Origin of the sequence: Virgibacillus byunsanensis (assembly GCF_042675965.1) — a bacterium.
Lineage (GTDB): Bacteria > Bacillota > Bacilli > Bacillales > Amphibacillaceae > Virgibacillus_R > Virgibacillus_R byunsanensis.
Genome location: NZ_JBHTKJ010000007.1, coordinates 123,527 through 147,254, shown reverse-complemented (window position 1 = coordinate 147,254; position 23,728 = coordinate 123,527). Strand labels below are relative to the sequence as shown.

The window sequence follows — 23,728 nt, the reverse complement described above, 5'->3', positions numbered from 1 at the left end:
CTTACTAATAAAAAATTCCTGATGGTAAAAAGACATTAAGTATGTTAGTAAATACAAAGTATGTTCCAAGTGTAACAACGAGCGATATCATGTAAATTTTAAGTTTAGAAATTTCTTTTTTTATATCTAAAATGTAAATAGCAAATGTAAGTAAAGAAAAAGTCGATATTATATAACCTAAATAGTCTAATAAAAAAATATAAACTAAAACCGCTGCTAGCATAATAAATACTTTTTTGTTCTCACGAAGGGTCTGTTTAAGACCCTTGTGAGAGTCAGGATCAATTCTCTTACCTGCTTCAAAAAAGTATAAGATACTTAATATTCCTAAAATGATTGACCATAATCTTGGAAAGAATGAAGGTCCTGCAGCGCCAGTAGTTATACTGGAAGTAATATTGAGACTCGCTACGAACATAAATAGACTAAAACAAAAGAACCCAATCGCTAAAGCCCTTTCAGAGTTAATGACCATAAATCCTCCACCTTTCAGTCTAGTCCAAGTTATTCACCACTGATTAAGTGACCAACTGGTTCAATTATTGAATCTAAACTTTCCATTTCAGCTTCAAACTCTTCAGCATTTAAATAGTCCACTTCTGTCACAAGACTATTCATTAAATCAATAAATTCTTGATTTTCTGAGACCTCTTGTAATCGTTTATTTAAGTAGTCAATCACTTCATCAGGTGTGTCAGCTGGAGCATAGATGCCATTTCTGTGATTTAAGACAAAATCAATACCTAACTCACTAAATGTCGGTACATCTGGTAATTGTTCAGCACGTTCACTACCTGTGGAAGCTAGCATTCTAAATTCACCATCTTGGATAAAGTCGTAGAACTCTGAAACGAAACCTGACATAACATCAATATGACCACCTGCTAAAGCTGCACGAGAATCAGCTGAACCATCAAATGGTACGAAGTTAACATCTATACCAGCTGAATCAGCAAAAATGGCACTTATGATGTGACCACCGCCTCCGATTCCTGGTACACCGACGGATAATTCATTTGGGTTATTTTCTGCGAATTCAATTAAATCTTCTGCTGTTTCAAATTCAGAGTCAGCACTCACAACAATACCCCCACTTTGTGAAACCAATGCTGCTACAGGCTTTAACTGTTTCCATACTCTTTCGTCATACAATCCTGTATGATAACCAGATACAGCAGCTGTTACTGAGTGAATTAAAAGTGTTTGACCATCTGGACTTTCATCGACAACCTCCTTGGTCCCAATAGAACCACCACTACCTTCAATATTTGCAATAATCATTGACTCATTGTCTACATCAATGTACTCCGCAATCGCACGGCCTACTGTATCTGTACCTCCACCAGCTGAGTAAGGTACAACTAAACGAACCGTTCCATCTGGATAATTGTCCATATCTACATCTGTTTCACTTCCATTATCACCTGTTTCACTTCCAACATCAGAACCACATGCTGTTAAAAATAAAACAGCAACTATTATCATAAATGTAAATAATGTAATTCTTTTCATCATCTTAACCTCTCCTTTTATATCTACTTTTTTATAAGATACATTATACGAAGGGCGTGTAACATACGCTCCAACAACAAAACCACCTTAACAAAAATGGTTTCTAAATGTACGTAAACTTTTCTCTAGCAAGTCAATCATAAGGTCAATTTCATCCTCAGTAATAACAAATGGAGGAGCTACGAGCATATGATCAAATGGATGTTGGTCAATGCTACCTTGACCAGGATAAAATAGAACTCCATTTTCAATACATATTTGATTTAAAGTTTCTGCCACTTGTTGTGAGGGTTTAAAGGGTTCCAATGATTGTTTGTCTTTATATAATTCAAAACCCAATAATAGCCCTTCGCCTCTTAAACTTCCAACACATGAGAAATTACCAATTAATTCAGTTAATTTACTGTATAAGTATCGGCCCTTCTCTTGCACATGGTTTATTAGGTCATTGTCTAATAAGTAATCAATGTTTGCTTTACCTGCTGCTAATGCGACTGGATGCCCACTAAAGGTATAACCGTGGGCAAACTTCCCATCCCAACTACCTTTAAGAGTTTGAATAATATGATTTTTAACAATCATGCCACCTAATGGAGCGTATGCGCTAGATACCCCTTTCGCAAAGGTAATAATATCTGGTGTGATATCCCAATGGTTAACAGCAAATACTTTTCCAGTTCGGCCGAATCCTGTCATCACTTCATCTGCAATCAATAACATGTCATACCGATCACAAAGCTTACGAATGCCTTCTAAATATCCATCAGGCATAACAAATGCGGCTATTTGACTACCGACAATGGGTTCAATGAAAAAACAACTAATTGTTTCAGGGTCTTCTTTGATGATTTGTTTTTCGATTTGATCCAAACAGCAACTGACATATTCATCTTCATGAAGTCCTTGAAAATCATTTCTTTTATCATAGGGGGGATCTATCTGAATCACGCCACCATGAAGTTCTTTATCATATAATTTTTTTCTTTTCTGATCACCTCCTATAGATAATGTCCGCATGGTGTTACCGTGATAACTTATGCTATGGCTGATGACTTTAAACTTTCCTTGATGATCATTCCCCAGATGATATTGTCTTGACAGCTTTAAAGCACTTTCATTTGCCTCTGCTCCTCCAGATGTGAAGTATACAGTATCCAGTTCTTTAGGAGCTAATGAAGCAATCAAAGAAGCTAATTCTTGTTGGACTTTCGTTTCAAAGCGTAATGTATGGATATAGGCAATCTGTGATGCTTGCTCAGTCATGGCTTCTACAACTTCTTTAACACCATGGCCAATATTAACTGCGACAGCCCCTGAACTTCCGTCCAAGTAACGTTTCCCCTGCGTATCGTAAAGATAGATCCCCTCTCCCTTTGCAATATGTGGGTATGATTGGTTAAAATTTCGATGAAACACATGATCTTGGCCCACGTTGTCATTCCATTTTCTATTCATAATTCTCAACAACTGTAGAAATACCCTGTCCACCCGCGACACATAACGTAGCTAAACCATATTTAGACTCTTGTTTGTGCATTTCATGGATAAGCGTCACTAATATTCTTGCACCCGATGAACCTAATGGGTGACCTAAAGCAATAGCTCCTCCGTTGACATTCACCTTATGATGATGGTCTTCACCCCACTCCTTCATGACAGCTAATGACTGAGAAGCAAAGGCTTCATTCAATTCAATGAGATTTATATCATCTAGGGTTAAATAAGATCGCTTAAGAGCTTTTTTAGTTGCCGGGACAGGACCAACTCCCATTTCCGCAGGATTTACGCCTACTGCAGCTAATGATTTAATTTTAGCCATTGGTTTAAGTCCTAACGATTTTGCCTTTTCTTCATTCATCAACAACAAACTTGCAGCTCCATCATTTCTTCCGGATGAATTACCTGCTGTGACTGTTCCATCTTCTTTAAAAATAGCTGGTAGATCATTTAATTTTTCTAGCGTCACCTTTCTTGGGTGCTCGTCTTTTGCGAACAGCCGCGTTCGTCGTTTACCGTCAGCTACTTCAATAGGAATAATTTCATCTGAAAATCGATCAGATTCTATCGCTTTTTTTGCTTTCATTTGGCTGTTGTAAGCAAATTCATTTTGTTCCTCAAAAGAAATGTTGTATTTCCTTGCCAAATTTTCAGCTGTCTGACCCATGTTAAAACTGCCATAAATAGCTTCTGGCTGAGATTTGTTTTGACTTTCTGTATTGCTATCGTACATGGTCTGGTTTCCCGTTTTCGGTTTGAAACGGTTATCAGCTGTATAAAATGGTGCCCGTGACATATTTTCTACCCCCCCAGCTAACACAACGTCTGCCTGCCCAGTTTTAATAGACATCCACGCATCATAGACAGCCTGTAGGCCAGATCCACATTGCATATGTACGGTGTATGCAGTTGTTGTTTCCGGGATACCTGCAGCCAAACTTGCAATACGGGCGATATTAGCAGCATGAGCACTCTGTTTCGTTTGACCAGTGATCACTTGATCAACTAGATCAGAAGTTAATCCTGCATTTGCTAAATTATTCTTCATTAATGTCGTCATCAAAGCTTCAGGTGTATGATCAGATAACGAACCGCCATATTTGCCAATCGCTGTACGATAAGCATTTACAACCACTACCATATCATCTCTCCTTTCATTAGAACGTTTTTATATTTTCACTCACTTGGAATGAGGCATCTGTTAGTAACCTTACTTCTTCTAAGCTGCTTTCGGGCGCAATTTCAGTAAGGAACAATGTTTCATCTCGCACATGAAAAACTGCCTTATCCGTCACAATCATATCGATGCTTCGATGAGATGTCAGCGGATATTTATTTTCGTTAACAATCTTAGGTTTCCCATTTTTTGTCATATGTGTAGTTGTCACAAACACTTTTTGTGAGCCTTCGATTAAATCCATAGCTCCTCCGACACCCAAAACAGGTTTTCCAGGAACTGCCCAGTTGGCAATTTGACCTTTTGCATTAACCTCTAAAGCACCTAAAACCGCAACATCAATATGTCCACCTCGTATCATCGCAAATGAATTTACACTATCAAAAAAGGAAGCGCCTTCATTTACGGTTACAGATTTCTTGCCTGCATTGACAATGTTTGGATCAACCTTATCCCCTTCTGGTGTATGGCCAACTCCTAAAATCCCGTTTTCAGAATGCAGGAATACCTGAATACCTTCTGGGAGATAATTTGGGATGAATGTTGGGATCCCAATACCTAAGTTGATAATATCCCCTTCTAAAAATTCTTTCGCTACTCGAGCAGCGATACGTTCTTTCATGTTCATCTACTTTCACCCCCTGGCCAAACAATCGCATCAACAAATAAATGTGGTGTTATAATTTCTTCTGCTGATAACTCACCAACTTCAACAATTTCGTCGACTTCCGCAATTACATATGTTGAAGCTGTTGCCATGGCAGGATTGAAGTTACGAGCTGATTTAGTATACACAAGATTCCCTAGTCGATCTGCTTTATACGCTTTTATTAACGCAACATCCGCTGTAAAAGACTCTCGAAACACATGCGGTATACCCTTAATTTCCTTCACTTCAAGATTGTCGGCCAATTTAGTCCCTACCGATGTCCTAACGTAAAAGCCACCTATTCCAGCCCCTCCTGCTCGCATTGATTCAGCTAGTGTACCTTGAGGGACTAATTCGATCTCCAGCTCTTCTTCTTGGTAAGCTTTAACAACATCAGGGTTAGAGGTAAAAAAAGATCCAACACCTTTTTTGATCCGTTTCTGATTTACCCATTTACCTAATCCATTTCCTGGTTCACCTAAATTATTACTAATTACCGTCAACTCGTTAAGGTCCGTATCTTCGACTGATTTAACCAAATGTAGCGGACATCCAACTAAACCAAAACCACCAACCATTAGAGTATCCCCAGATTTGATCTTAGCGATTGCTTGTTCAGATGTCATGATTTTTTCCATTTATCTAGCCTCCCAGAAACAAATAAGAACCTAGCTAAAATAACCACACATGCCCATTATAGGCGAAGGTAGTTAATTAGCTAGGCTCTAATGAGTAAATAGAGAAAGGTCATTTCTCTACAACACTTAAACCAAACTAAATTATACGTTTTGCTCTTTCACACAATCCCAATAGCGTTGAACTGCCGCCTGTAAAGCAACAATAACCGCTTGTTGAGAAGGAGCAAAATAGTGATTTTGAATACGCTCAATTAACGGATCCAAACCTTTTTCCAAGCAGTATCCTTCAAGTAACCTTTTAAAAAAGTCTTTTGTCAGATCCGCTACAAAGGTAAAGTCTACACGTTCAATTGTATGCGTTACAAAATTAATTTCAAGAACAATCCCTGCATGCTTATGAACCTCATACATCGACGTTCCTTGAGGTGCACGCGAATAACCCGTAACTAAAAGTGTGTTCAGTTTTCGCATAAGAATTCCAACTTTTTTCTGTTATTTCCAAACTGAATTGAGATGAATCATTCAACATGCTAAATATAATGTAACAGAAATATTAAGAAAATTCAAATGCATTTTACAAAAAATTTTTTTATAGAAACTAAGACCCTATCGTTAACTACTACAACTTATAATTTATTGGTATAGATTTTGCGTAGTAGAGGGTCTGAGCCATGGTTCATAGAAGAAGTTAATAGGAAATATTTACTAATTGATAAACTTGAATATTATGAGAAAGGGAATGTTCCCGTCAACAGGGAAGAAGTTTGATTATATGAAAGAATTATTCCGTAATAACAATCCTTTCAAAGGCTTAAAGCGGTAAATTACTATATAAGTTCTCGCTACAATGAAAGGAGAAAGCATTCTTCGTTGGGAAATTCCTCACCAAATAAAGTTGAAAGAAGCTTTCGGGCCAATACACTGTAAAATAGCTAATAATTAACCATTTGGCCGTAGAAGAGATAAATAACAGTTTTGGATTTATCTCTTCTACGGCCCCAGCAAGCGCAGCGCGGTAGTTGTTTTGAATGAATGGTTTGCTAAAGTGGAGTGTCATTTTCTTGACAGAAGACCACACTGTCATAAGACATCATTCCTGTCGTAATCGGCACTGTCCTACTTGCCAAGGTGTGAATAAAGAAATATGGGTAGATCAACGAAAAATAGATATTTTAAATGCCCCTTATTTCCATGTGGTATTTACGATGCCGAAGCAACTACTTGGAGTCATTTATCATAACCAAAAAATACTGTACGATTTAATCTACAAAGCAGTGGTAGAAACTTTAATGGAGCTTTCCGCAGATAAAAAGTATTTAGGAGCGCGGATTGGCTTTTTTTTCGTCTTACATACGTGGCGACAAAATTTACATTATCATCCTCATATTCATACGGTCGTATTAGCTGGAGGACTTACGAAACAGAATCAATGGAAGAGCACTAGTCAAAAATTTTTTATCCCCATAAAAGTTCTATCCAAGAAGTTTTGTGGTAAATACCTATATTATTTAAGGCAATATTATCAGGAAAACCAACTTGAATTTTATAAAGACTTAGAGGAATACAAAGAACCAAAACAATTTCAGAAATTAATAGATGAATGTTACAAACTAGATTGGTATAGTTACACGAAACCTACTTTTGGAGGTCCTTTACCGGTAATGAAATACATTGGTCGTTACACCCATCGTATTGCCATCTCGAATCAGAGAATTATTTCTGTGGATAATGATACCGTTACTATTGGTGTAAAGGATTATAAAGATAGTAATAAAAAGAAGCAAGTGACCTTGAAGACCATTGAATTTATTCGCCGGTTTTTAATGCATGTTCTCCCAAGAGGGTTTATAAAGATTAGGCATTATGGATTACTGGCTAATCGTAATAGAAAAACAAAACTTGTCATTTGCCGAAGGCTAAGGAGAAGTCCTGTCTATAAACCACAATTTGAAGGTCTCACCAACATAGGAATTTTGTCTATACTACTAGGAAAAGATGTAACCTTATGTCCCGGTTGTAAAAAAACACATCTTACTGTATGTAAATCAGAAGATTCCTCTTAATATAAAAGAAATTTCATATCTCTTTTTAAAAGCCTCTTCAGTGGGGAGCTGGGAGGTATAACCAAAATACTATTTTCAGTGATGTTGAAATGCTTTATTATAGACGATACAAAGAGAAAAAAGAAATTTAAAGGGAAAGTAAAATATTGAAACCCCAAGGGGGACGCACTACTCCCGTGACTTTATTCTTCTAGGGCAATCAAAAATTTTGCGTTATTAGATACATATAATTTAAAGAAGGCACAATTAGCAGATTATATCCGCTAATTGTGCCTTCTTCCGCGCTAAACTTCCGATTGTCCCCTTTATGAACCGTCCCCATGCTTCTTTAACTTGATAATTCCAACAGACCCTTCAACAGAAAATTCTAAGTCAGACATTAAATCATCTCCTATTATTACATTGCAATTTATAAATGTGTTTTATTACTTTCCATATCCTTTGAAAAACCCGAAATGCTTATCATCTAAATAAACACTATTTCAGTACTGTAACCTGTGTCACCAAAGCTTTACTCATAACTTGTATAACGAATAATTAAATCATTAATTTTCCATCTTTCAGAACTAATTTATTATCAATTTCCACTGTTCCTTCTCTCATGATTAAATCCATGTGAATAGCACTATATACTACAGGTGTTTTCCCTAACGCAAAATGAACATTTCCAAGTGCTTTCTTCTCTTCTTCAAAATCTCCATTTATTAAAGAGCATGGGTTTAATCCTATAGCAAGTTCAGCAAAATTTTCTGCATTTTCTACGGAAAAAACAATCTCTTTTAGTTGGTTAACAGCATCTCCATTTCCCTCTATAGATATTGCTTTTCCTTCATTTACTTTTATTTTCATTATATCTTCTGGCAAACCAAATCGATAAATTGGTCCATCAATAACAGCTATTCCGTCGACTCCAGCAACAGGATACATAAAAACTTCACCATCTGAAAAGGCACATTCATCACCTACTTTGGTTGCAAATCCATTTTCAATCCTGACTCTTTCTTTTACAATTGGAGCCCTTAAATCAGTACCTTTTTTACTCGTAACATGAATCTCCTTTCCATTCCTCCATATATCAGCAAGCCTATCAGCATTTTTGACTATTTCGTCATAGTCAGCAGTAGCTCCACCTTTTGTAAAGTGATTCAAGTTCCTAAAAACCATCGACATTGTTCGAATTTTACCATCATAAAACATTTGCTGTGCTACTGCTGAATAACATGGAGCACCCGAGGCTTTTGTAACCCCAATAAGAACGTCAGCTGCTTCTAGACCTTTATCTATAAATTTAGTCATCATTGCAGAATTAGAATGGTCTCTATTAGGCATAATAGCTATTGTATAATCTGCTCCTACTGATTTAATAACCCCAGCTAAGGTATAAACAATCTCCATATCAGTTTCAGAGTCAGCTACTAGAACAACTTCTTCGTTAGGCTTTATAGCCAAATGTTTCTTCACAATCGACTCTGCAGTAACAAACGCATCAATAATTTTCATAATTCATCGTCTCCCCTCTAATATTATCTAGATTCTTATCACTCTATCTAAAATCAATTCTACTTTTTATTAAACAACGTACTTGATGTAACTATTACATCCTCTTATTAACGATTATACTTAACCTATATGTTCAATTTTATGATTAGATGTTCTACTGTTATTTTTTGCTTGATAAACCCAAATTGCTAGGGAAATAAGTATACCAATACTTAATATAATTAAAGACTCTATTAAACTAAATAAATTGAATGTTGACGAAAATATACATAAAAATCCAAGCATTCCTAGTGATCTAACATATTTATTTGCTTGGCCAAATAAATAACCTTCAGTGCTGCCACTAAACATATATAATGCAGACATTGCAGAAATTCCTACAATTATACCTGTCAACCAATTACCAGTTAATATATCTGTGAACAAAAATAATATTGGTACTAGGTAAAATGGTGTTCCGATTTTTAATGCATTAAATCCTGTTCTCATCGGATTTGCTTTTGCAATAGCTGCTGCTGCAAAGGCTGTCATACAAACTGGTGGTGTTATAGTAGATAATTGTGAAAACCAGAAAATAGTTAAATGAGCTGCTAATGCCGGAATTCCTAATTCAATTAAAGCTGGTGCTCCTAGAGCTGCTAATATTAAATAAGCTGTTACAACCGGTAGTCCCATCCCCAAAATGTATGACAGGAGTGCTAATAGTAATATGGTTATAATTAAGCTGCCACCGGACAGACTTAATATAATAGAAGTTGACTTCATCATCATACCGGTTTGGTTTATAACCGCTACGATTATTGCAGCACACGCAATAATTCCTGTAATCATCATCATATTTATAGAACATTTCTCTATAATTAGAAATAATTTTTTAATCCCCATTCTTGTTTCTTTTCGTAGCATAGCCATTATAAATATTAATATTGTCGTTACACTACCAGCAATAAATGGTGTGAAATTATTTAAAAGCATAATCACTAGAATAACTATAGGTAAGAATAAATGCCAACTTCTTATTATACTTTTTTTCAGATCAGGCGTTTCATTCTTATCTAAACCAGAAATCCCCTTCTTTCTAGCCTTAGCATCTATAAAAAACCAAATTGTCGTAAAAAAAATCAATGCTGGAATAATAGATACCATCATAATGTCTAGATATTTTACACCTATTACTTCTGCCATCAAAAAAGCTCCTGTTCCCATAATTGGAGGTGTTATTTGTCCTGCAGCTGATGCTACTGTTTCTATTGCACCTGCTTCATGAGGCTTATAACCAGTTTTTTTCATTAATGGTATTGTTAATGTACCAGTAGTAACTACATTTGCCATAGTACTACCCGAAATACTCCCCATTGCAGCACTACTAAGCACTGATACTTTTGCGGGACCACCAGCTTTATTCCCTGCTATTGCCAAACTAATATCCATATAGTATCGGTCAGTATTTGTTCCCTGCAAGAATGTACCAAATGCAATAAATGAGAATAAAATAGTTGCAGATAAACCCATTAAAGAGCCAAATAAACCATCTCCAGAATAGTACATGATTTCAACAAGATCCTGAATACCTAATCCAGAGTGAGAAAGTATTGAAGGCATATATTGACCAAATAATCCGTAACAAATAAAAATTAATGAAAGGCTAGTTAATACCCATCCCATAGTTCGTCTTCCTGCTTCTATAGTCAGAACAATAATTATTATTCCAGACATCATATCAAGTAAACTTAAGTCTGAGTAAAATAAAATTCGTGTTAAAAAACGTGGATGATTAAATAAAGTCCAGAATAGACTAAGGATTGATAATATTGATAATGTATAATCTAAGACTGATGGTCTGTCTCTAGGTGATTTGTTTTGTCTAGCAGGAAACCATAAGAATACAAGAGCAAGTATTAGGTTTAAATGGATTGATCTTTGAATCATTGGGAGGAAGACGCCTTCAAAAGCTGTGTAAAATGTTATAAGAGTGAGGCTAACACCTATGATGAACGCATAAATTCTTGTAAAACCGTGTAATTTCCTCATTTTCCCATTTTCAGTGCCTTTTGCCATCTATTTACCTCCTAAACTTTATATTTTTTAGGGGAAAGTAATAGATATACTTTCCCCTAACTCAATCAATCCTCTTAACCCATTAATCCATTAATCCCATTTCAGTATAAAATTCCTCTGCACCAGAGTGAACTTGAATTCCTAAACCTGTAGCCATATTTTCAGGATTAAAATTACTGAATGAGTTATGAACCCCTTCCAAAGACTCCTTATTTTCATAAATAGATTTCGTTAAATTATAAATAACTTCGTCGGGTGTATCTTCTCTTGCAAACAAAACAATAGGTAAACTTACAGTATGAACTTCATTATCTTGACCTGTATAAGTCCCAGATGGAATAGTAAATTCCGTAAATCCCCTTTCTTCAACCAATATATCTACTAAGCTTGACCCCATATCCATAATCTTTCCTTCTCTTGCAGTTAATGACTCTTCTACTGCAGAAGCAGGTATGTTATATGTACTCATCACTGCATCCACATGTCGGTCTTTCCACCCACCTACCAAGTCAGTTCCACTTCCATAATAGATACTTGCGCCCCACTGTTCCAATTCCTTTTCAGCATCTTCAATACCTAAGGATGAAAAGACAATTTGAGATATATAATTACTTCCCTGCCCTGCTGGCGGAACGCCTAGGGTCATTTGTGTTTTATCAGAAATAAGTCCTTCTACAGATTTTGCATCCATGTCTGCATTTTGATATAAATGTACAACAGTTTGAGTCAAGGCCGCAACAGCTCTAAGATTAGTCATTTTCTCTTCAAATGGTTCATTACCAGCTTTGGCTTCTAAGAGAAATGGTGGATAGGACATTCCAATATCAGCTTCACCAGTTGAAACAGTTGCAGGATTTCCGACAGATCCAGGTCCCGGAGTTGCTGTAATTGGAAAACCTTCAAAATAGTCATTAGCTCCATCTGCAATTCCTGCACCAATAGTAATCCATGACCCTGCTTGATCACCTGTAACCATCTTTACATCACCAATTTCATCAGATCCAGCCTCATCAGACTGACAGCCCACTAATAGAAAAAAAGTGGCCAACATAGAAATCCAAAAAAGTCCTTGTTTTTTCAAATCCATGACCTCCTAAAATTTTAATTTATTGTTAACACTATACAACATCTATCTAATTAATAATTAAGCACGATTTTTAACATAACTTATTATCTCTTTCTTGCTCATTCCTTCTAATTTAAGAGTACCTATTGTTCGAGCATTTTGGTAATAATCATTACCGGTAGTTACACATACTAGATCCACAAGAGATTGAATATTTCTAGATTTTCCCTCAAATTTTTTTAAAAATGATAGCATTGGAATCAATCCAAAAGGTACATCTTCTGTAATGTACCTATGGTTTAAACTACTGGGCAATTTACTTGCATAATAAATAGGATTCTTTCCAACTATTTCAACAAAAGATGTACCTCTAGCACCCTGATGAGAGTACCAACATTTAATCACATTTTTCAGTGAAACTAAGTTGATATCTTTAGTGGTATTGTTCAGTGAACAACGTTCTTCATCTAATCTAGTTATAATATTGCCTATGGAGTTAGTGAATGCTTCATGATACATGAGTGTATTAATTTTATTATCAATTAAACTTAAATTAAATAAGAGAATGGGAACATGTAGAATTGGATTACAGTTAGACATACCTGTTTCTAAAACGTTATTTCTTTTTATAATTTCTGGGTATATATTTTTAACTTTGTTAAAGACTTTGTCTGTTTGTGATGAAGGGAATGTAGAAAAACCGAGATTATATTTATAACCCCTAATATATACAGTATCTGATTTTATTTTTCGACATGCATACATCATACATTCAAATTCAGAAATGATAACATCTTTTTCACCTCCGTTCTCTATTATAGAGTTATAAAATTCTATACTTCCACCCATATTACTTGGTGCTAAAACCACTATATGTTCTCTTTTAAGATGTTTTGCACATACCTCAGCAATTCTTCTATGCGCAAATGCTGGTACAATAATTAATACAATTTCTGATTCTTCCAATGCATCTTCTATTTTATTTGTGATTTTATAGAGGTTTGCATAACCACCTAATAAATTTGAACTTTCCATTGTTTCTAAATATAGTCCACCAATTTTTTTTATATCTGTAAGCGTATGCTCAAACTCAGGTAATTCAAAAAGTGTAACTTTATTTCCTCTTATAGTTAAATCTGCTGCTGCTGCTAATCCTCCATTTCCAGCTCCTATAACACATATTTTTGACCCATTATTTAAGTTGTTCAGCACTATACTACCTCCCTCATAAAACCTTAAAAATTGACCTTTATTAAACTAATAAAGTTATGAACTTAAATTTTGGTAAAGTTAACAACATTGTCATATTACGTATATTAAAATGTATAAAATTCCGCATTTGGAGATACCAAATAAGAGCTTTAGAAGTTCGGAAATATTAGTTTGAGATCAATTTCTATTAATATTATTAAGTAATTATTAATATAAATTATTGTAAATATATTCCTAATAGATAATTAGATTATAATTAGATTTTGTATTAAAAAAGCCAATTATATTAACAGAGGATACGCAAAAAAACACATCCTCTATCCATATAACTGGCTTTTATCTATGATTAGCTCCCCTTCACAGAGAAGTCTAATAGATTAAACAGTTATTTTATATTTGTAATATAACAATAATTCAGAATATTGTCAATACTCTTTTGGTAATTTTAAATGATCTGCCTTGTTTAATAACATTATATTTAATTTTGATTAATTTAAGAACAGATTTTTTACATTTCTATCCCAAGTCTCCTAAGTTTCTTCAGAATTAACTCTTTACACTTCTACCCGCTTCCACTGCTTCGACACTAATAATCCCTTTATTCACCCATACTTCCTTCACATAACCCAATTCGCTTTGCCCTGTTCTAATGCTAGTCTCATGGCCTCTACTCAACCATATCGTCAACCCTATGCAACACTGTGGACTGATACCTCAAAATTTTCTTGGTAAAATACGAACGCATCTGTTGTAGTTATATTATTATTTTGTCTTGTTTGATTTCGTTTCCTTTCGTCTTTATTTAGTTTAATTAATCGGTCCGTGTCTTGGTCCGTATGGTGGTCCATACCGTGGTTCGCATGCCCGTCCCTGTAGTGATCCGTTCCTTGGCCCGCTTCCTGATCCACAACCCAGCCCCAATCATTCGATATACTAGCCTTTTTCGTTTAGCTCTGTTCTTGCTCGTTTAAATGAACTTTCTTTTAATCCTGACTTCAACCGTAAGACTGGTGCTTCTACGGTAAATGAATCCGTCCACATTGCTTTGTTGTAAATATGCATTTGTGCGTGCCATTACGTAACAGCTGATGCTGATAGTTGGTTTCGTTTAATTTGATCGTAAAAGAAGTTGATCTCTTTTATGTAATTCACTATTTCTAATCCTTTCCTATATGTGCATTTACCTATAAATCATTCTCCATGCTAGGAGAGAGAGTTCTTTGATTTATTTGTTAGGCATTGCCAGATATTCTGCCTCATCCTTCAATTTCAAATTGACCTGTCTTCCCCAGCTTTTCACTGCATTAATTGTTACGCCTTCCTGCTGGGCAATGTCTTTTAGTGGCCTATTTCGATGATATAAAATTGTATCCATTTTCATTTGTTTCCGGTTAGGTTTGACTTCACTCTCACTCAAATCACACGGTGATACCTGATGGATCAACCACAGGAAGTTTCAATAATCCGAAACGCTTGCCATTATCTATTTCACATACTTCCTCGTGGCAAATCCTTTCCAGATTGTGACCTTCTCTTGTTTTCTTTCGAAGCAGTCAATGAGGCGATTGCGAATGGTGTAGTTAAAATAGGTTGCAAGTAGTTCTTTGTCTGATTGGATATTTTTTATTGCTATTCACATCGCATATAAACCCTCCACGTAAAATTCCCGATGTGGGTCGTTAATATTCAGCTTGTATGGTAGTTAATTCTTATTTCATTTTGTTTGAAAGATCTCTTCAAACGTCCTATTGCTTTCCTCGTTCATTGTTTCTCCCCTTTAATCTATTTTAAATATCATAGATTATGATCCACAAATCGTCATCATACGAAACTTCTGGATTTTGCCGTAATATGCCATTTCCCATGAAAAAAGTGTCATAAAATTGAAAACCCTAGCTGGAAAATACCATTTTGATTGTTGTTTATCGAAGTTAGGGATAAATTTAAAAAGGATAGCGCCTGTACAAGGTCACTATCCTTTACCGAGAAAAATATTTGATTAAATGCCACCTTTTTAAGCGTTTTTTCGATTATATAAATGAAATAGAAGATAAACAACAAGAGCAAAAGAGAAGCAAACGTAACAACCATTCTAGCAGACTATATCGCAAAATAAACTACCATAGCGCTATTACCTGCACCCCGATTATGACACGATTGTATTGGAAAAAGATCAGCAATTGTTCTTCGGAAAACACCTATCCAAATTATCAAATCATCCTGTTTAGACAACTGGTCTACTTTTGAAGGTAGAAGAACTGCTGTAATGCACCATCTGGGAATCAAGCGAAAAGTCCCGGTTCCGATTAACCAAAGTAAGAACATTTACACCTTCCTAACCAATTCCCTGAACGATTTAAATTGTTATTGGATTTTCTATAATCACATATTACAAGTCGTACAAGACGCATCTTCAAGTAACGGTTCACTTGTCATCTTTAAAAACGGGAAAATAATTCCGATAGCCGTCTCCAAGCATAGTCTTGAAAAACAAATGCAACGAACATTGGAATGTATGGTTGGGGTACTATATATAAAAGCAGATTTCAATCAACAACGATATAATAAAAAACTGTTAGCCCTATTGAGAAATACTTCTCTTGGTATAACAGTTCTATTCTATATGCTCTGGTGTTTGCAATAAAGAATGGTTTAAGGTCCTTTCCTTTTCAAACAGTTAACACTACATAGATTTTGAATAAAAACAAATGTTTTATTAGGATATTAAAATCAAATGAAGCACAAGAACCATCCGAGACCAGTGAAAAAAGCATGATTTTTGAAACCGTTGCGAATTCTCATCTGTATATAGATGAGAATTGATGTCCGAAGCCTACATACGGTAGGTTTTGAATGCCTCCTTCTCTATAAAAAGACTTTTTCACTGGTCTCGAACCATCCCCATGCTTCTTAAAACACCCGTAATTCCTGGTAAATGTCTCTTTTCCATTGAAGAAACTCATCAGTAAGCAGAAGGGCTTCTTGTCGTGGCCGCTCAAATGGAACCTGAATTTCACGTTTCACAGTAGCTGGGTTATTTGATAATATAATAATTCGATCCGATAAATAAATCGCTTCTTCAATGTTATGTGTAACGAATAGCACTGATTTCCTATTTTCTTCCCAAATCGATAACAACCATTTTTGCATTTCTAATCGAGTAAATTCATCCAATGCTGAAAATGGCTCATCCAAGCAGATAAATGACTGTGGACTAAGTAACGACCTTACAAAGGCAACCCGCTGACGCATACCACCAGATAAGTGATGAGGATAGGCATCTTCATAGTCAGCTAAACCTGCCTTTTTTAGCATTGCCCGTGCCTGGTCAACATCAGGTTTTGCAAAAATTTCTGCCCCTAATACAACATTGTCAATGATAGTGCGCCATGGAAAAAGCGAGGGACTTTGCGGGGTATAACTTATCGCACCCCGCTTGCCATTGATCCTTTCCCCATCTAAATAAAAAGTACCCGTGTCAGGACGGTACAGACCACCGATCAAATGAAAAAGCGTGCTTTTCCCACTTCCGGATGGGCCAAGTAAAGAGACAAACTCTCCCTCTTTTATTGTAAATGAAACGTCATCCAAAACCTTCTTATTAGCAAATGATTTCGTTACCTGTTTGACTACCAGTTCACTCATCACTTATCCTCCTCTGTTGCACGCCATTTAATAAGCAACTTTTCCAATGTAATAATTAGTATAAAGAACAGCAAGCATAAGAACATAATAAAAAAGATAGCGACAAAAACACGATCGGTACGAAATGATGATTGTGCAAGTGTCATGTACACCCCAATGCCTTGATTCGCACCAAGCCATTCAGAAATTACAGCACCCATCACACTGTAGGTTGCTGAAATTTTCAAGCCGGAAAAAATCGCCGGCATGGCATGCGGTAGCTCTAGCTTACTAAAGATTTGCCGTTTGGATGCACCAGCCATCTGCATATAGTGCACCAAATCCGTACTTGTCTGTCGGAATCCATCCAATGCCGCTATTGAAATTGGGAAAAAGCAAACGAGGGTGATGACTAGTATTTTGGGTAGCACACCAAATCCGAACCAAATCACAAGTAATGGTGCGAGCACAATAATTGGAACGTTTTGCGATAGAATCAACAAGGGATAAAAAGCCTGCCGTACACTTGGTAGTAAATGAAGGATAACCGCAATCAAAATCCCACCACTGACACCACAGATAAAACCGATAATCGATAATTTTATGGTTGAAATGAAATGGTGTTGGAAGTTCCCCCAACTCGCTATCCCCTCTTGTGCTATTTCTGATGGGGCTGGTAGCAGCCATGTCGGGACTGAAAGCAAATTGCTGCTAATTTCCCATATGATAAGTAAAAGGATGATGACCGTTACCGGCCGCCATCCCTGTGCTAGCATTTTTTTCATACTATTAGGGTGCTTTGACTTCCAACGCACCCGCACCTCCATTCAACTTAGCTCCACTCTACTATCTAGAAAAACATACTTTTTAACGGTACTTCTCTGTCAATACATCCATTGATGCGCCATCTGGGTTATAGTAAATCTTCACCTGAGAAATTATACTCGAACTACCTCGTTCAACCATTTTCTGATTCATTTTTTCGATAACCGCCAAAAGCTCTGTTAACTCCCCTTCCATAGTCGTTTCAAGTGGATGTACTTCATACTTGATCCCAGCCTGTTGAATAACTTCAATCGCCGCATCCACATATGGAATGACATCTTCCCCATTCTTTGTCTTGGGAATAATTTGAATACTAACAAGTGCATTTGTCATATTATTTCTCCTCATTATTTTTCTGGTAAAAATTCATTCGTAAATGCTTGCGCTGCATCCAGTTCTTTTTCAAGTAACTCATTTTCATACATCCACTTCGAATAGTTTTCCCAAGTTTGTTGATCCTGGATACCCCATTGTTCGGCATCATCCTGATATTGAGGTGATAACCATGCTTGACTTGCTTCCACTAACTCAGCATCTAAATCCGGTACAGACTCTACTAAAATGGATGCAGCTTCTTCCGGACTCTCAATCGTATATTGATAACCTTTAGAAACAGCTGCCATAAAGGCTTCGACTGTATCTGGATTTTCATCGATCATGCTTTCATTCGTTGTGATAACTGGCGTATAATAGTCGAGATCGTCTGAATAATCGGTTAGATATTGCACGTTAAGCTCAACGTCACGTAATTCTGCTTCCACACCAGTCCATCCATAATAGATCCAAGCAAAGTCAACATCACGTTCGACTGCCGTAAAAAAATCAGTATTTCCCATATTTATAATATTTACATCATTAACATCCGCGCTTTCTTGTTTCATTAAAGAATCAATAACCGCTGCTTCAACTGGGGCACCCCAACCTCCGTAGGTTTTCCCAGCATAATCAGCTGGTGAGGTAATACCTTTATCTACAGGAGAAGCAAACCCAGACGTATTATGTTGAATGATTGCTGCAATGGAGACAATCGGTATATCCTGAATACGTGCTTCTGTGATAGATTCTTGTGCACTAATCCCAAACTCTGCTTGCCCAGATGCCACTACCTGATCAGCACCGGATTCACCAGGTAACGTAATGTCCACCTTTAAGCCTTCCTGTTTAAAATATTCTTCTGCCTGTGCAACATATAACCCTGTGTGGTTCGTATTTGGTGTCCAATCCAATACCAATGTCACTTTTTCTAACTCTTCTTCCTCCTGTGCATTAGAATTATCACCACTAGTTTCTTGATCATTTACACAACCAGCTAGCACGATAACTAACATAACGATGAAAAATAATATTCGTTTCAATTAAATCCCCCTACTTTCTTATTTTATTTAATGGTTCGCTAGAGGAACATACTGCTTAGCGCACGTAAAATATGCCCCAGGCTAAGCCTAGAGCACATATATAGTCACATTCACATTATATATGTTCCCTACGCTGGTTTAAACCAGATCAGGTTCCAAGGGTCTGCATCTCACGGATACCATCTCAACCAGCAACACTGGTCCCCCTACATTCAATACTATTAAACTAATAATACAGTATTAACTTTGACACAGATAGTGCTAAAATTCAAGTGTTTAATGAGAATAAGCGCTCCCAAATATAGTTGACTTTGTTTTTTCATATGATATGCTGAACAGATAATTTCATTAATCGTTTCCGCTAGGGGAGCCTGTTAAAGGCTGAGACTATAAAACCCTTAGAACCTGATCTGGCCAATACCAGCGGAGGGAAGTGGAAAGTCACTTAACCATTCATCCAATCTGTCCATCTCTTTAGATAGCGATAGAATCATAGGATTAATTTATTAACCTTAAAATAGATGAATTTATCTTTAAGTACTTTTCTTTCCTCCTCAATCAGTCGGAAACAAACTAAAGAGGAGGTATTTTGTATGCAATTTACAGACACACTACGAGAGGTAACCAAAAACAGTTGGGAACAAAGCTTAAACCATCCTTTTGTTGTAGGTATGGTAAAAGGAGATTTACCACTGGAAACATTCAAGTATTTTATTCTTCAGGATATTTACTATTTAAAGCATTTTGGAAAAGTACATGCCCTGGCAGCAGCGCAGACAGAAGACTTCCAGATTACTGCCATGCTTGCTGAAAAAGCGAAACTTACAGCAGAGGCAGAACTGACTGTCCATAAAGAACATGCAACTATCTTGAACATTACAGACGAAGAAATAAAGCAGTTCAAACCAGCACCAACTGCATATGCCTATACAGCTCACTTATACCGGGCAGCCCTTTCAGGCAGCCTGGGGCAGACGATTGCTGCACTACTTCCATGCTACTGGCTGTATGCAGATATTGGCAAAACATATCAGGATGCAAAACCAACAGAAAAAATCTACCAAAATTGGATTAGTATGTATGCCAGTGAGTGGTTTCATACATCCACCCAGGATCAAATCGACCTGTTGAATAACATAGCAAAAGATGCGAGTGAACAGGAAAAAGAAAAAATGAAAGAACAATTTATTATTGCAAAAGAGTACGAGCTTGCTTTCTGGGAGATGGCGTACACAAGAGAAGTATGGATGTCAGAACGAAAAAGTAGTACTGGAGTTCCAAGAAAATAATAAAATAAAAATTATAACTTATGCAGTCGACAAGTTTTAAACTTTTCTACCTGCTTAGTAATGCTTGTTGCCATGTTTTTAATGGCGAAAGTCCTATTTTTACTTACTTTTTTAACCTTTAAGCTTTTATATATTTTAAAAGTGCCAAAAACCCACTATCCAAAAGAATAGTGGGTTTTTTGGCAAATTATGCTACTTTAGTGTTATCCTTATCTCCATTGGCGCTGGTTTTCCATCCAATGGTGAATAATGCTGCCAGGATAATTAAGATCAAAGCAGATACAAGCATGTTTGATTCAATTAAGTTGATCAAGTTTCCAAGTACAATACCGACTGCACCAAAGTCTGCATCACCAAACGTTGTACCTTCAAAGCCTAATGACCCTAAGACCGGTAACAGTAATGCAGGTAAAAAGCTAAATAGAACACCATTGGCCATTGCACCAAAGATTGCACCTTTACGGCCTCCGGTTGCATTACCAAACACACCAGCTGCTGCACCTGTGAAAAAGTGAGGAACTAACCCTGGCACTATAACTTAAGGCCAAGAATAGGTAGGAAGAACATACTAATCAATCCGGCAATAAAGCTAAATAGAAAGCCAATTATCACCGCATTTCCAGCAGACGGAATCTAGCTAAAATTATGTTTACGATCATACCAAATAGCATAATCATTGCTGTTTCTGTTCCAAAAGCCTCCTGTGCTAAGGCTACAATTGCTTCATTGTTTGGAATAACCCCATCTACAGCAAAAGCTTTATTAAACATACTGCTAAATTTCCCAAGCGCTTGAACAATTACCGTTGCCCCGGCACCAAGAATCACAAACCCCATTATCGTTTTCAGTGTTCCTGATACGACATCTGCAGTATTCTTTCTTTGAACCAGTAGACCAACTGGCCATTGAAAAAATCGGGAAGAGATTAAATCGAGATGAGAGGGTTAAGTTATGAGGCGTTATGCATGAAGGTGAATACTTAAAGGGATACTTCGTTCAGCTAGTCGTGAAAAACTAAGAAAAATTTTTATGAAAACTACTATACTCTTTTTCTCTTTGAGCGTGTTGGTAACATGTTAATAACATCAGCACGGTAATCGTCTACATACACAGCATAATAAATCACATAATTTAACATCCTATGTCTACTTTTACCGTAAGTTAATTGTCGAAGTCCTTTAAATGGACCACTAGTTAGTTCTACACCAGTAAGAGGATAAATAGAAAGTAAATCTGAGATATAATCGATTATTTCATCTTCCTTTTGATACCACCATTCCAATACTTCCTGGTTTTGGTTAGCGAAGAAGTCTTGAATATGATCTAAACATAAAATAAACTCTTCTGTAAATAATACCCTAAACTTATTCCCTTCTCGCATGTCTGATTCCTTTTAATTCGTCTTTAGTATATTTCTGCATATTTGGATTTTTGATATATCTATTCAATGAAGCTTTTAATTCTGGATTCTTTTCAATTTGATTAGCCAATGACTCTGCTTTTTTACTTTTTAGCGGTTTGTTTTCTGCTTCAATTGAAATTAATTTACCATTTACAATGAACATCACTTCGTCTTTTCTATCTAAAGCTTCCAAAAGCTCATTTTCAACATCTTTGCTAAAAAAAGACACATAAACAACTCCCTTATTAGTTAGTTTATTGGATCCAACTGCTGAGCAATAATTATATAGACATAAAACAAGAGTTCCTACATTACAGACCTTCAATCATCAGCTATTTTAAAGTTCTTCCATTTCTGCTATACGTCCTTCCTAGTATTATTTCATTTTAACATATTTACTTTGCTTTTTTTATCCCCTCCTACTCTAGTCTTGTCATTGTGTCCTTCTTTACCCTTTTTCAGCATGGGGACGCTTCTTGTACTTCCTGCTATTTCTAAATACAACCGAAGCAATAGAACGGCACCTCGCTTCCTATGCTTTGAAAACTAAATTAGGAGATGCTCCTAATCTCTCTTGCTTCCTCATCTGTTAATCTTCTTTTCGCATGATCTTCTAGACACTGGTCATTAGTTATTTTTTCATTAAATGCTTTGAATCTTTCTTTGGTAGTTATTTTATCCGTAGAAAACATCCTTAAAATAAAATCACCATCAAGTAGTATCCAAGGCAGCTACTCCATTTCCATTCATCAACGCGTTTGGCAATTCCTGCTTTGACAGGATTTTGGTGAATATATCTTACGACAGTCACTAAGTACTTCACTGTTTCTACATTTTAAATCGATCTTGAAATAGATGGCCTGGTGTTTGGAATTTCTAGTTGTAATACCCAACAAAGCTGACACCGATGCGTTTCATTGAGGAATTAATCTCCAACAACCCACTAACTAATCAACAACAACACTATTTACAAACCCTATCCATTAAGTTATAAACCCTTATATATATAGCACTTCATCTTTTTAACGATAAGCACCACCCTTCAGCTTTAAATAATCAAAAATAGAAGAGCCCAGCACCAAGGGCCTAAACCATTGGCCTCGTAACCTTTTTTATAAATATTTTAAAAAGGCTATCTATATTCCTTTTAAGTGTTTTAATAAGATTAACTTATTGATGTTCGTTTTAGCAAAACAAGATATTTGTAATAGCTTTCTAGTGATTATCATCGTCTTGAATTATTATCTTGAACCAAAAAGTAATAGACGTGCTATATAGTACATGGAGGAATTTTCTTATGAGTGACGGTACAGTAAAATGGTTTAAGGCAGACAAAGGTTTCGGTTTTATCGAGGTTGAAGGTGGAGATGATGTATTCGTACATTTCTCAGCAATTCAAGGCGACGGTTTCAAATCATTAGATGAAGGTCAAGCAGTTTCTTTTAACATTGAAGAAGGTAACCGCGGACCACAAGCAGCAAATGTTGAAAAAGTATAAATAAACATTATGAAAGCTCTTCTCATATGAGAAGAGCTTTTTTACTTTTAGTTTGCTTAAGTAAAACAACAAGATGGTGTATTATTCAAACCACCCTTTTTTTGAAGGGCGTACTTCCTTAAAAGACATGCGTTTGTTTACTTTAAAGGGATTGATTGAATTCTTTGGTTTTATGGAATAAAAGAATGTTTTATTACGCACAATAATTATGTGAATTTGTGTGATGTTAAAAGAGATGGATAGACTAGACGGTAGGATTCAACAGTTGAAACAAGAATTAATTCTAATTGTTGTTTCAACTAGCTTAGATAGCTAGGATACCCTACGCTGCAGCCAAAAATTAGACCAACTCAAACGCGACTT

At 36.2% G+C, this 23,728-nt stretch carries 24 protein-coding genes, 2 pseudogenes and 2 riboswitches; of the genes and pseudogenes, 4 read left to right on the top strand and 22 right to left on the bottom strand.

The window, feature by feature from the left end; translation table 11 throughout:
- Positions 1 to 4: 4 nt before the first annotated feature.
- The 7 genes from ACFQ3N_RS02400 to ACFQ3N_RS02370 all read right to left on the bottom strand — a co-directional run bounded on the left by ACFQ3N_RS02400 (position 5) and on the right by ACFQ3N_RS02370 (position 5,944).
- On the bottom strand, positions 5 to 475 hold the full coding sequence (locus ACFQ3N_RS02400; protein WP_390359189.1) for a tripartite tricarboxylate transporter TctB family protein: 471 nt from the start codon (positions 473 to 475) through the stop codon (positions 5 to 7).
- A 29-nt stretch (positions 476 to 504) separates the two neighbouring features.
- Positions 505 to 1,515, bottom strand: a complete 1,011-nt coding sequence (locus ACFQ3N_RS02395; protein ID WP_390359187.1) for a tripartite tricarboxylate transporter substrate binding protein — start codon at positions 1,513 to 1,515, stop codon at positions 505 to 507.
- 84 nt (positions 1,516 to 1,599) lie between these two features.
- The gene (locus ACFQ3N_RS02390; protein ID WP_390359186.1) at positions 1,600 to 2,967 is read right to left on the bottom strand and encodes an aminotransferase family protein; all 1,368 of its coding nucleotides are present in this window, start codon (positions 2,965 to 2,967) and stop codon (positions 1,600 to 1,602) included.
- Positions 2,960 to 4,150, bottom strand: coding sequence for a thiolase family protein (locus ACFQ3N_RS02385; protein ID WP_390359184.1), 1,191 nt, complete (start codon positions 4,148 to 4,150; stop codon positions 2,960 to 2,962). Before ACFQ3N_RS02385 ends, ACFQ3N_RS02390 begins: the two co-directional genes overlap by 8 nt.
- A gap of 16 nt (positions 4,151 to 4,166) precedes the next feature.
- Positions 4,167 to 4,814 (bottom strand): 3-oxoacid CoA-transferase subunit B, encoded by a 648-nt coding sequence (locus tag ACFQ3N_RS02380; RefSeq protein ID WP_390359182.1) that lies wholly within the window; start codon positions 4,812 to 4,814, stop codon positions 4,167 to 4,169.
- On the bottom strand, positions 4,811 to 5,473 hold the full coding sequence (locus ACFQ3N_RS02375; protein ID WP_390359181.1) for a CoA transferase subunit A: 663 nt from the start codon (positions 5,471 to 5,473) through the stop codon (positions 4,811 to 4,813). Before ACFQ3N_RS02375 ends, ACFQ3N_RS02380 begins: the two co-directional genes overlap by 4 nt.
- Before the next feature lie 141 nt (positions 5,474 to 5,614).
- On the bottom strand, positions 5,615 to 5,944 hold the full coding sequence (locus ACFQ3N_RS02370) for a DUF3870 domain-containing protein (RefSeq protein WP_390359179.1): 330 nt from the start codon (positions 5,942 to 5,944) through the stop codon (positions 5,615 to 5,617).
- A gap of 602 nt (positions 5,945 to 6,546) precedes the next feature.
- Between ACFQ3N_RS02370 and ACFQ3N_RS02365 the strand changes: the two are divergent.
- Positions 6,547 to 7,536, top strand: a pseudogene (locus ACFQ3N_RS02365) (IS91 family transposase); the annotation flags it as partial.
- A 537-nt stretch (positions 7,537 to 8,073) separates the two neighbouring features.
- On the opposite strand, the gene ACFQ3N_RS02360 reads toward ACFQ3N_RS02365, so the two are convergent.
- From ACFQ3N_RS02360 to ACFQ3N_RS02330, 7 genes are all read right to left on the bottom strand, one after another.
- Complete coding sequence (locus ACFQ3N_RS02360; protein WP_390359175.1) at positions 8,074 to 9,036, bottom strand: aminopeptidase; 963 nt, start codon at positions 9,034 to 9,036, stop codon at positions 8,074 to 8,076.
- 120 nt (positions 9,037 to 9,156) lie between these two features.
- Entirely contained in the window at positions 9,157 to 11,067 is a 1,911-nt protein-coding gene (locus ACFQ3N_RS02355; RefSeq protein WP_390359765.1) for a TRAP transporter permease, read from the bottom strand.
- Between the two features lie 109 nt (positions 11,068 to 11,176).
- On the bottom strand, positions 11,177 to 12,175 hold the full coding sequence (locus tag ACFQ3N_RS02350; RefSeq protein WP_390359173.1) for a TAXI family TRAP transporter solute-binding subunit: 999 nt from the start codon (positions 12,173 to 12,175) through the stop codon (positions 11,177 to 11,179).
- Positions 12,176 to 12,238: 63 nt separating this feature from the next.
- Positions 12,239 to 13,372, bottom strand: a complete 1,134-nt coding sequence (locus ACFQ3N_RS02345) for an NAD/NADP octopine/nopaline dehydrogenase family protein (RefSeq protein WP_390359171.1) — start codon at positions 13,370 to 13,372, stop codon at positions 12,239 to 12,241.
- Between the two features lie 689 nt (positions 13,373 to 14,061).
- Positions 14,062 to 14,280 carry a hypothetical protein gene (locus tag ACFQ3N_RS02340; protein ID WP_390359169.1) on the bottom strand — a complete coding sequence of 73 codons (219 nt, stop codon included), beginning with the start codon at positions 14,278 to 14,280 and terminating at the stop codon, positions 14,062 to 14,064.
- 25 nt (positions 14,281 to 14,305) lie between these two features.
- Positions 14,306 to 14,434 (bottom strand): hypothetical protein, encoded by a 129-nt coding sequence (locus ACFQ3N_RS02335; protein WP_390359168.1) that lies wholly within the window; start codon positions 14,432 to 14,434, stop codon positions 14,306 to 14,308.
- A 163-nt stretch (positions 14,435 to 14,597) separates the two neighbouring features.
- Positions 14,598 to 14,747, bottom strand: a complete 150-nt coding sequence (locus ACFQ3N_RS02330; RefSeq protein WP_390359166.1) for a hypothetical protein — start codon at positions 14,745 to 14,747, stop codon at positions 14,598 to 14,600.
- Positions 14,748 to 15,533: 786 nt separating this feature from the next.
- Here ACFQ3N_RS02330 and ACFQ3N_RS02325 point away from each other — a divergent pair.
- Complete coding sequence (locus ACFQ3N_RS02325; RefSeq protein WP_390359764.1) at positions 15,534 to 16,016, top strand: competence protein ComK; 483 nt, start codon at positions 15,534 to 15,536, stop codon at positions 16,014 to 16,016.
- Between the two features lie 266 nt (positions 16,017 to 16,282).
- Here ACFQ3N_RS02325 and ACFQ3N_RS02320 read toward each other — a convergent pair whose 3' ends face one another.
- The 4 genes from ACFQ3N_RS02320 to ACFQ3N_RS02305 form a co-directional block, all read right to left on the bottom strand.
- Positions 16,283 to 17,017, bottom strand: coding sequence for an ABC transporter ATP-binding protein (locus tag ACFQ3N_RS02320; RefSeq protein WP_390359164.1), 735 nt, complete (start codon positions 17,015 to 17,017; stop codon positions 16,283 to 16,285).
- Positions 17,017 to 17,781, bottom strand: a complete 765-nt coding sequence (locus tag ACFQ3N_RS02315; RefSeq protein WP_390359763.1) for an ABC transporter permease — start codon at positions 17,779 to 17,781, stop codon at positions 17,017 to 17,019. Before ACFQ3N_RS02315 ends, ACFQ3N_RS02320 begins: the two co-directional genes overlap by 1 nt.
- 82 nt (positions 17,782 to 17,863) lie before the next feature.
- A complete protein-coding gene (locus tag ACFQ3N_RS02310; RefSeq protein ID WP_390359162.1) occupies positions 17,864 to 18,154 on the bottom strand; it encodes a thiamine-binding protein in 291 nt (96 codons plus the stop codon).
- A 14-nt stretch (positions 18,155 to 18,168) separates the two neighbouring features.
- Complete coding sequence (locus ACFQ3N_RS02305) at positions 18,169 to 19,176, bottom strand: ABC transporter substrate-binding protein (RefSeq protein ID WP_390359160.1); 1,008 nt, start codon at positions 19,174 to 19,176, stop codon at positions 18,169 to 18,171.
- A 108-nt stretch (positions 19,177 to 19,284) separates the two neighbouring features.
- Positions 19,285 to 19,394: riboswitch (TPP riboswitch) on the bottom strand.
- 135 nt (positions 19,395 to 19,529) lie between these two features.
- Positions 19,530 to 19,625: riboswitch (TPP riboswitch) on the top strand.
- A 144-nt stretch (positions 19,626 to 19,769) separates the two neighbouring features.
- Between ACFQ3N_RS02305 and tenA the strand changes: the two genes are divergently transcribed.
- Positions 19,770 to 20,465, top strand: coding sequence for a thiaminase II (gene tenA, locus ACFQ3N_RS02300; protein WP_390359159.1), 696 nt, complete (start codon positions 19,770 to 19,772; stop codon positions 20,463 to 20,465).
- A 187-nt stretch (positions 20,466 to 20,652) separates the two neighbouring features.
- Here tenA and ACFQ3N_RS02295 read toward each other — a convergent pair.
- From ACFQ3N_RS02295 to ACFQ3N_RS02280, 4 genes and pseudogenes are all read right to left on the bottom strand, one after another.
- A pseudogene (locus tag ACFQ3N_RS02295) lies at positions 20,653 to 21,391 on the bottom strand (PTS transporter subunit IIC).
- Positions 21,392 to 21,504: 113 nt separating this feature from the next.
- Entirely contained in the window at positions 21,505 to 21,846 is a 342-nt protein-coding gene (locus ACFQ3N_RS02290) for a hypothetical protein (protein ID WP_390359157.1), read from the bottom strand.
- Positions 21,830 to 22,096 (bottom strand): hypothetical protein, encoded by a 267-nt coding sequence (locus ACFQ3N_RS02285; protein ID WP_390359155.1) that lies wholly within the window; start codon positions 22,094 to 22,096, stop codon positions 21,830 to 21,832. Before ACFQ3N_RS02285 ends, ACFQ3N_RS02290 begins: the two co-directional genes overlap by 17 nt.
- A 322-nt stretch (positions 22,097 to 22,418) precedes the next feature.
- Positions 22,419 to 22,559 carry a hypothetical protein gene (locus tag ACFQ3N_RS02280; protein ID WP_390359153.1) on the bottom strand — a complete coding sequence of 47 codons (141 nt, stop codon included), beginning with the start codon at positions 22,557 to 22,559 and terminating at the stop codon, positions 22,419 to 22,421.
- Positions 22,560 to 23,164: 605 nt separating this feature from the next.
- On the opposite strand from ACFQ3N_RS02280, the gene ACFQ3N_RS02275 reads away from it, so the two are divergent.
- Positions 23,165 to 23,365, top strand: a complete 201-nt coding sequence (locus tag ACFQ3N_RS02275; protein WP_390359151.1) for a cold-shock protein — start codon at positions 23,165 to 23,167, stop codon at positions 23,363 to 23,365.
- Positions 23,366 to 23,728 lie beyond the last annotated feature (363 nt).

Bases quoted from the DNA above. Each gene is read 5' to 3' on its own strand.
- ACFQ3N_RS02400 (WP_390359189.1), bottom strand. From the start codon at position 475: ATGGTCATTAACTCTGAAAGGGCTTTAGCGATTGGGTTCTTTTGTTTT.
- ACFQ3N_RS02395 (WP_390359187.1), bottom strand. From the start codon at position 1,515: ATGATGAAAAGAATTACATTATTTACATTTATGATAATAGTTGCTGTT.
- ACFQ3N_RS02390 (WP_390359186.1), bottom strand. From the start codon at position 2,967: ATGAATAGAAAATGGAATGACAACGTGGGCCAAGATCATGTGTTTCAT.
- ACFQ3N_RS02385 (WP_390359184.1), bottom strand. From the start codon at position 4,150: ATGGTAGTGGTTGTAAATGCTTATCGTACAGCGATTGGCAAATATGGC.
- ACFQ3N_RS02380 (WP_390359182.1), bottom strand. From the start codon at position 4,814: ATGAACATGAAAGAACGTATCGCTGCTCGAGTAGCGAAAGAATTTTTA.
- ACFQ3N_RS02375 (WP_390359181.1), bottom strand. From the start codon at position 5,473: ATGGAAAAAATCATGACATCTGAACAAGCAATCGCTAAGATCAAATCT.
- ACFQ3N_RS02370 (WP_390359179.1), bottom strand. From the start codon at position 5,944: ATGCGAAAACTGAACACACTTTTAGTTACGGGTTATTCGCGTGCACCT.
- ACFQ3N_RS02360 (WP_390359175.1), bottom strand. From the start codon at position 9,036: ATGAAAATTATTGATGCGTTTGTTACTGCAGAGTCGATTGTGAAGAAA.
- ACFQ3N_RS02355 (WP_390359765.1), bottom strand. From the start codon at position 11,067: ATGAGGAAATTACACGGTTTTACAAGAATTTATGCGTTCATCATAGGT.
- ACFQ3N_RS02335 (WP_390359168.1), bottom strand. From the start codon at position 14,434: ATGCATATTTACAACAAAGCAATGTGGACGGATTCATTTACCGTAGAA.
- ACFQ3N_RS02330 (WP_390359166.1), bottom strand. From the start codon at position 14,747: ATGGATACAATTTTATATCATCGAAATAGGCCACTAAAAGACATTGCC.
- ACFQ3N_RS02320 (WP_390359164.1), bottom strand. From the start codon at position 17,017: ATGAGTGAACTGGTAGTCAAACAGGTAACGAAATCATTTGCTAATAAG.
- ACFQ3N_RS02315 (WP_390359763.1), bottom strand. From the start codon at position 17,781: ATGAAAAAAATGCTAGCACAGGGATGGCGGCCGGTAACGGTCATCATC.
- ACFQ3N_RS02310 (WP_390359162.1), bottom strand. From the start codon at position 18,154: ATGACAAATGCACTTGTTAGTATTCAAATTATTCCCAAGACAAAGAAT.
- tenA (WP_390359159.1), top strand. From the start codon at position 19,770: ATGCAATTTACAGACACACTACGAGAGGTAACCAAAAACAGTTGGGAA.
- ACFQ3N_RS02290 (WP_390359157.1), bottom strand. From the start codon at position 21,846: ATGCGAGAAGGGAATAAGTTTAGGGTATTATTTACAGAAGAGTTTATT.
- ACFQ3N_RS02280 (WP_390359153.1), bottom strand. From the start codon at position 22,559: ATGTTTTCTACGGATAAAATAACTACCAAAGAAAGATTCAAAGCATTT.
- ACFQ3N_RS02275 (WP_390359151.1), top strand. From the start codon at position 23,165: ATGAGTGACGGTACAGTAAAATGGTTTAAGGCAGACAAAGGTTTCGGT.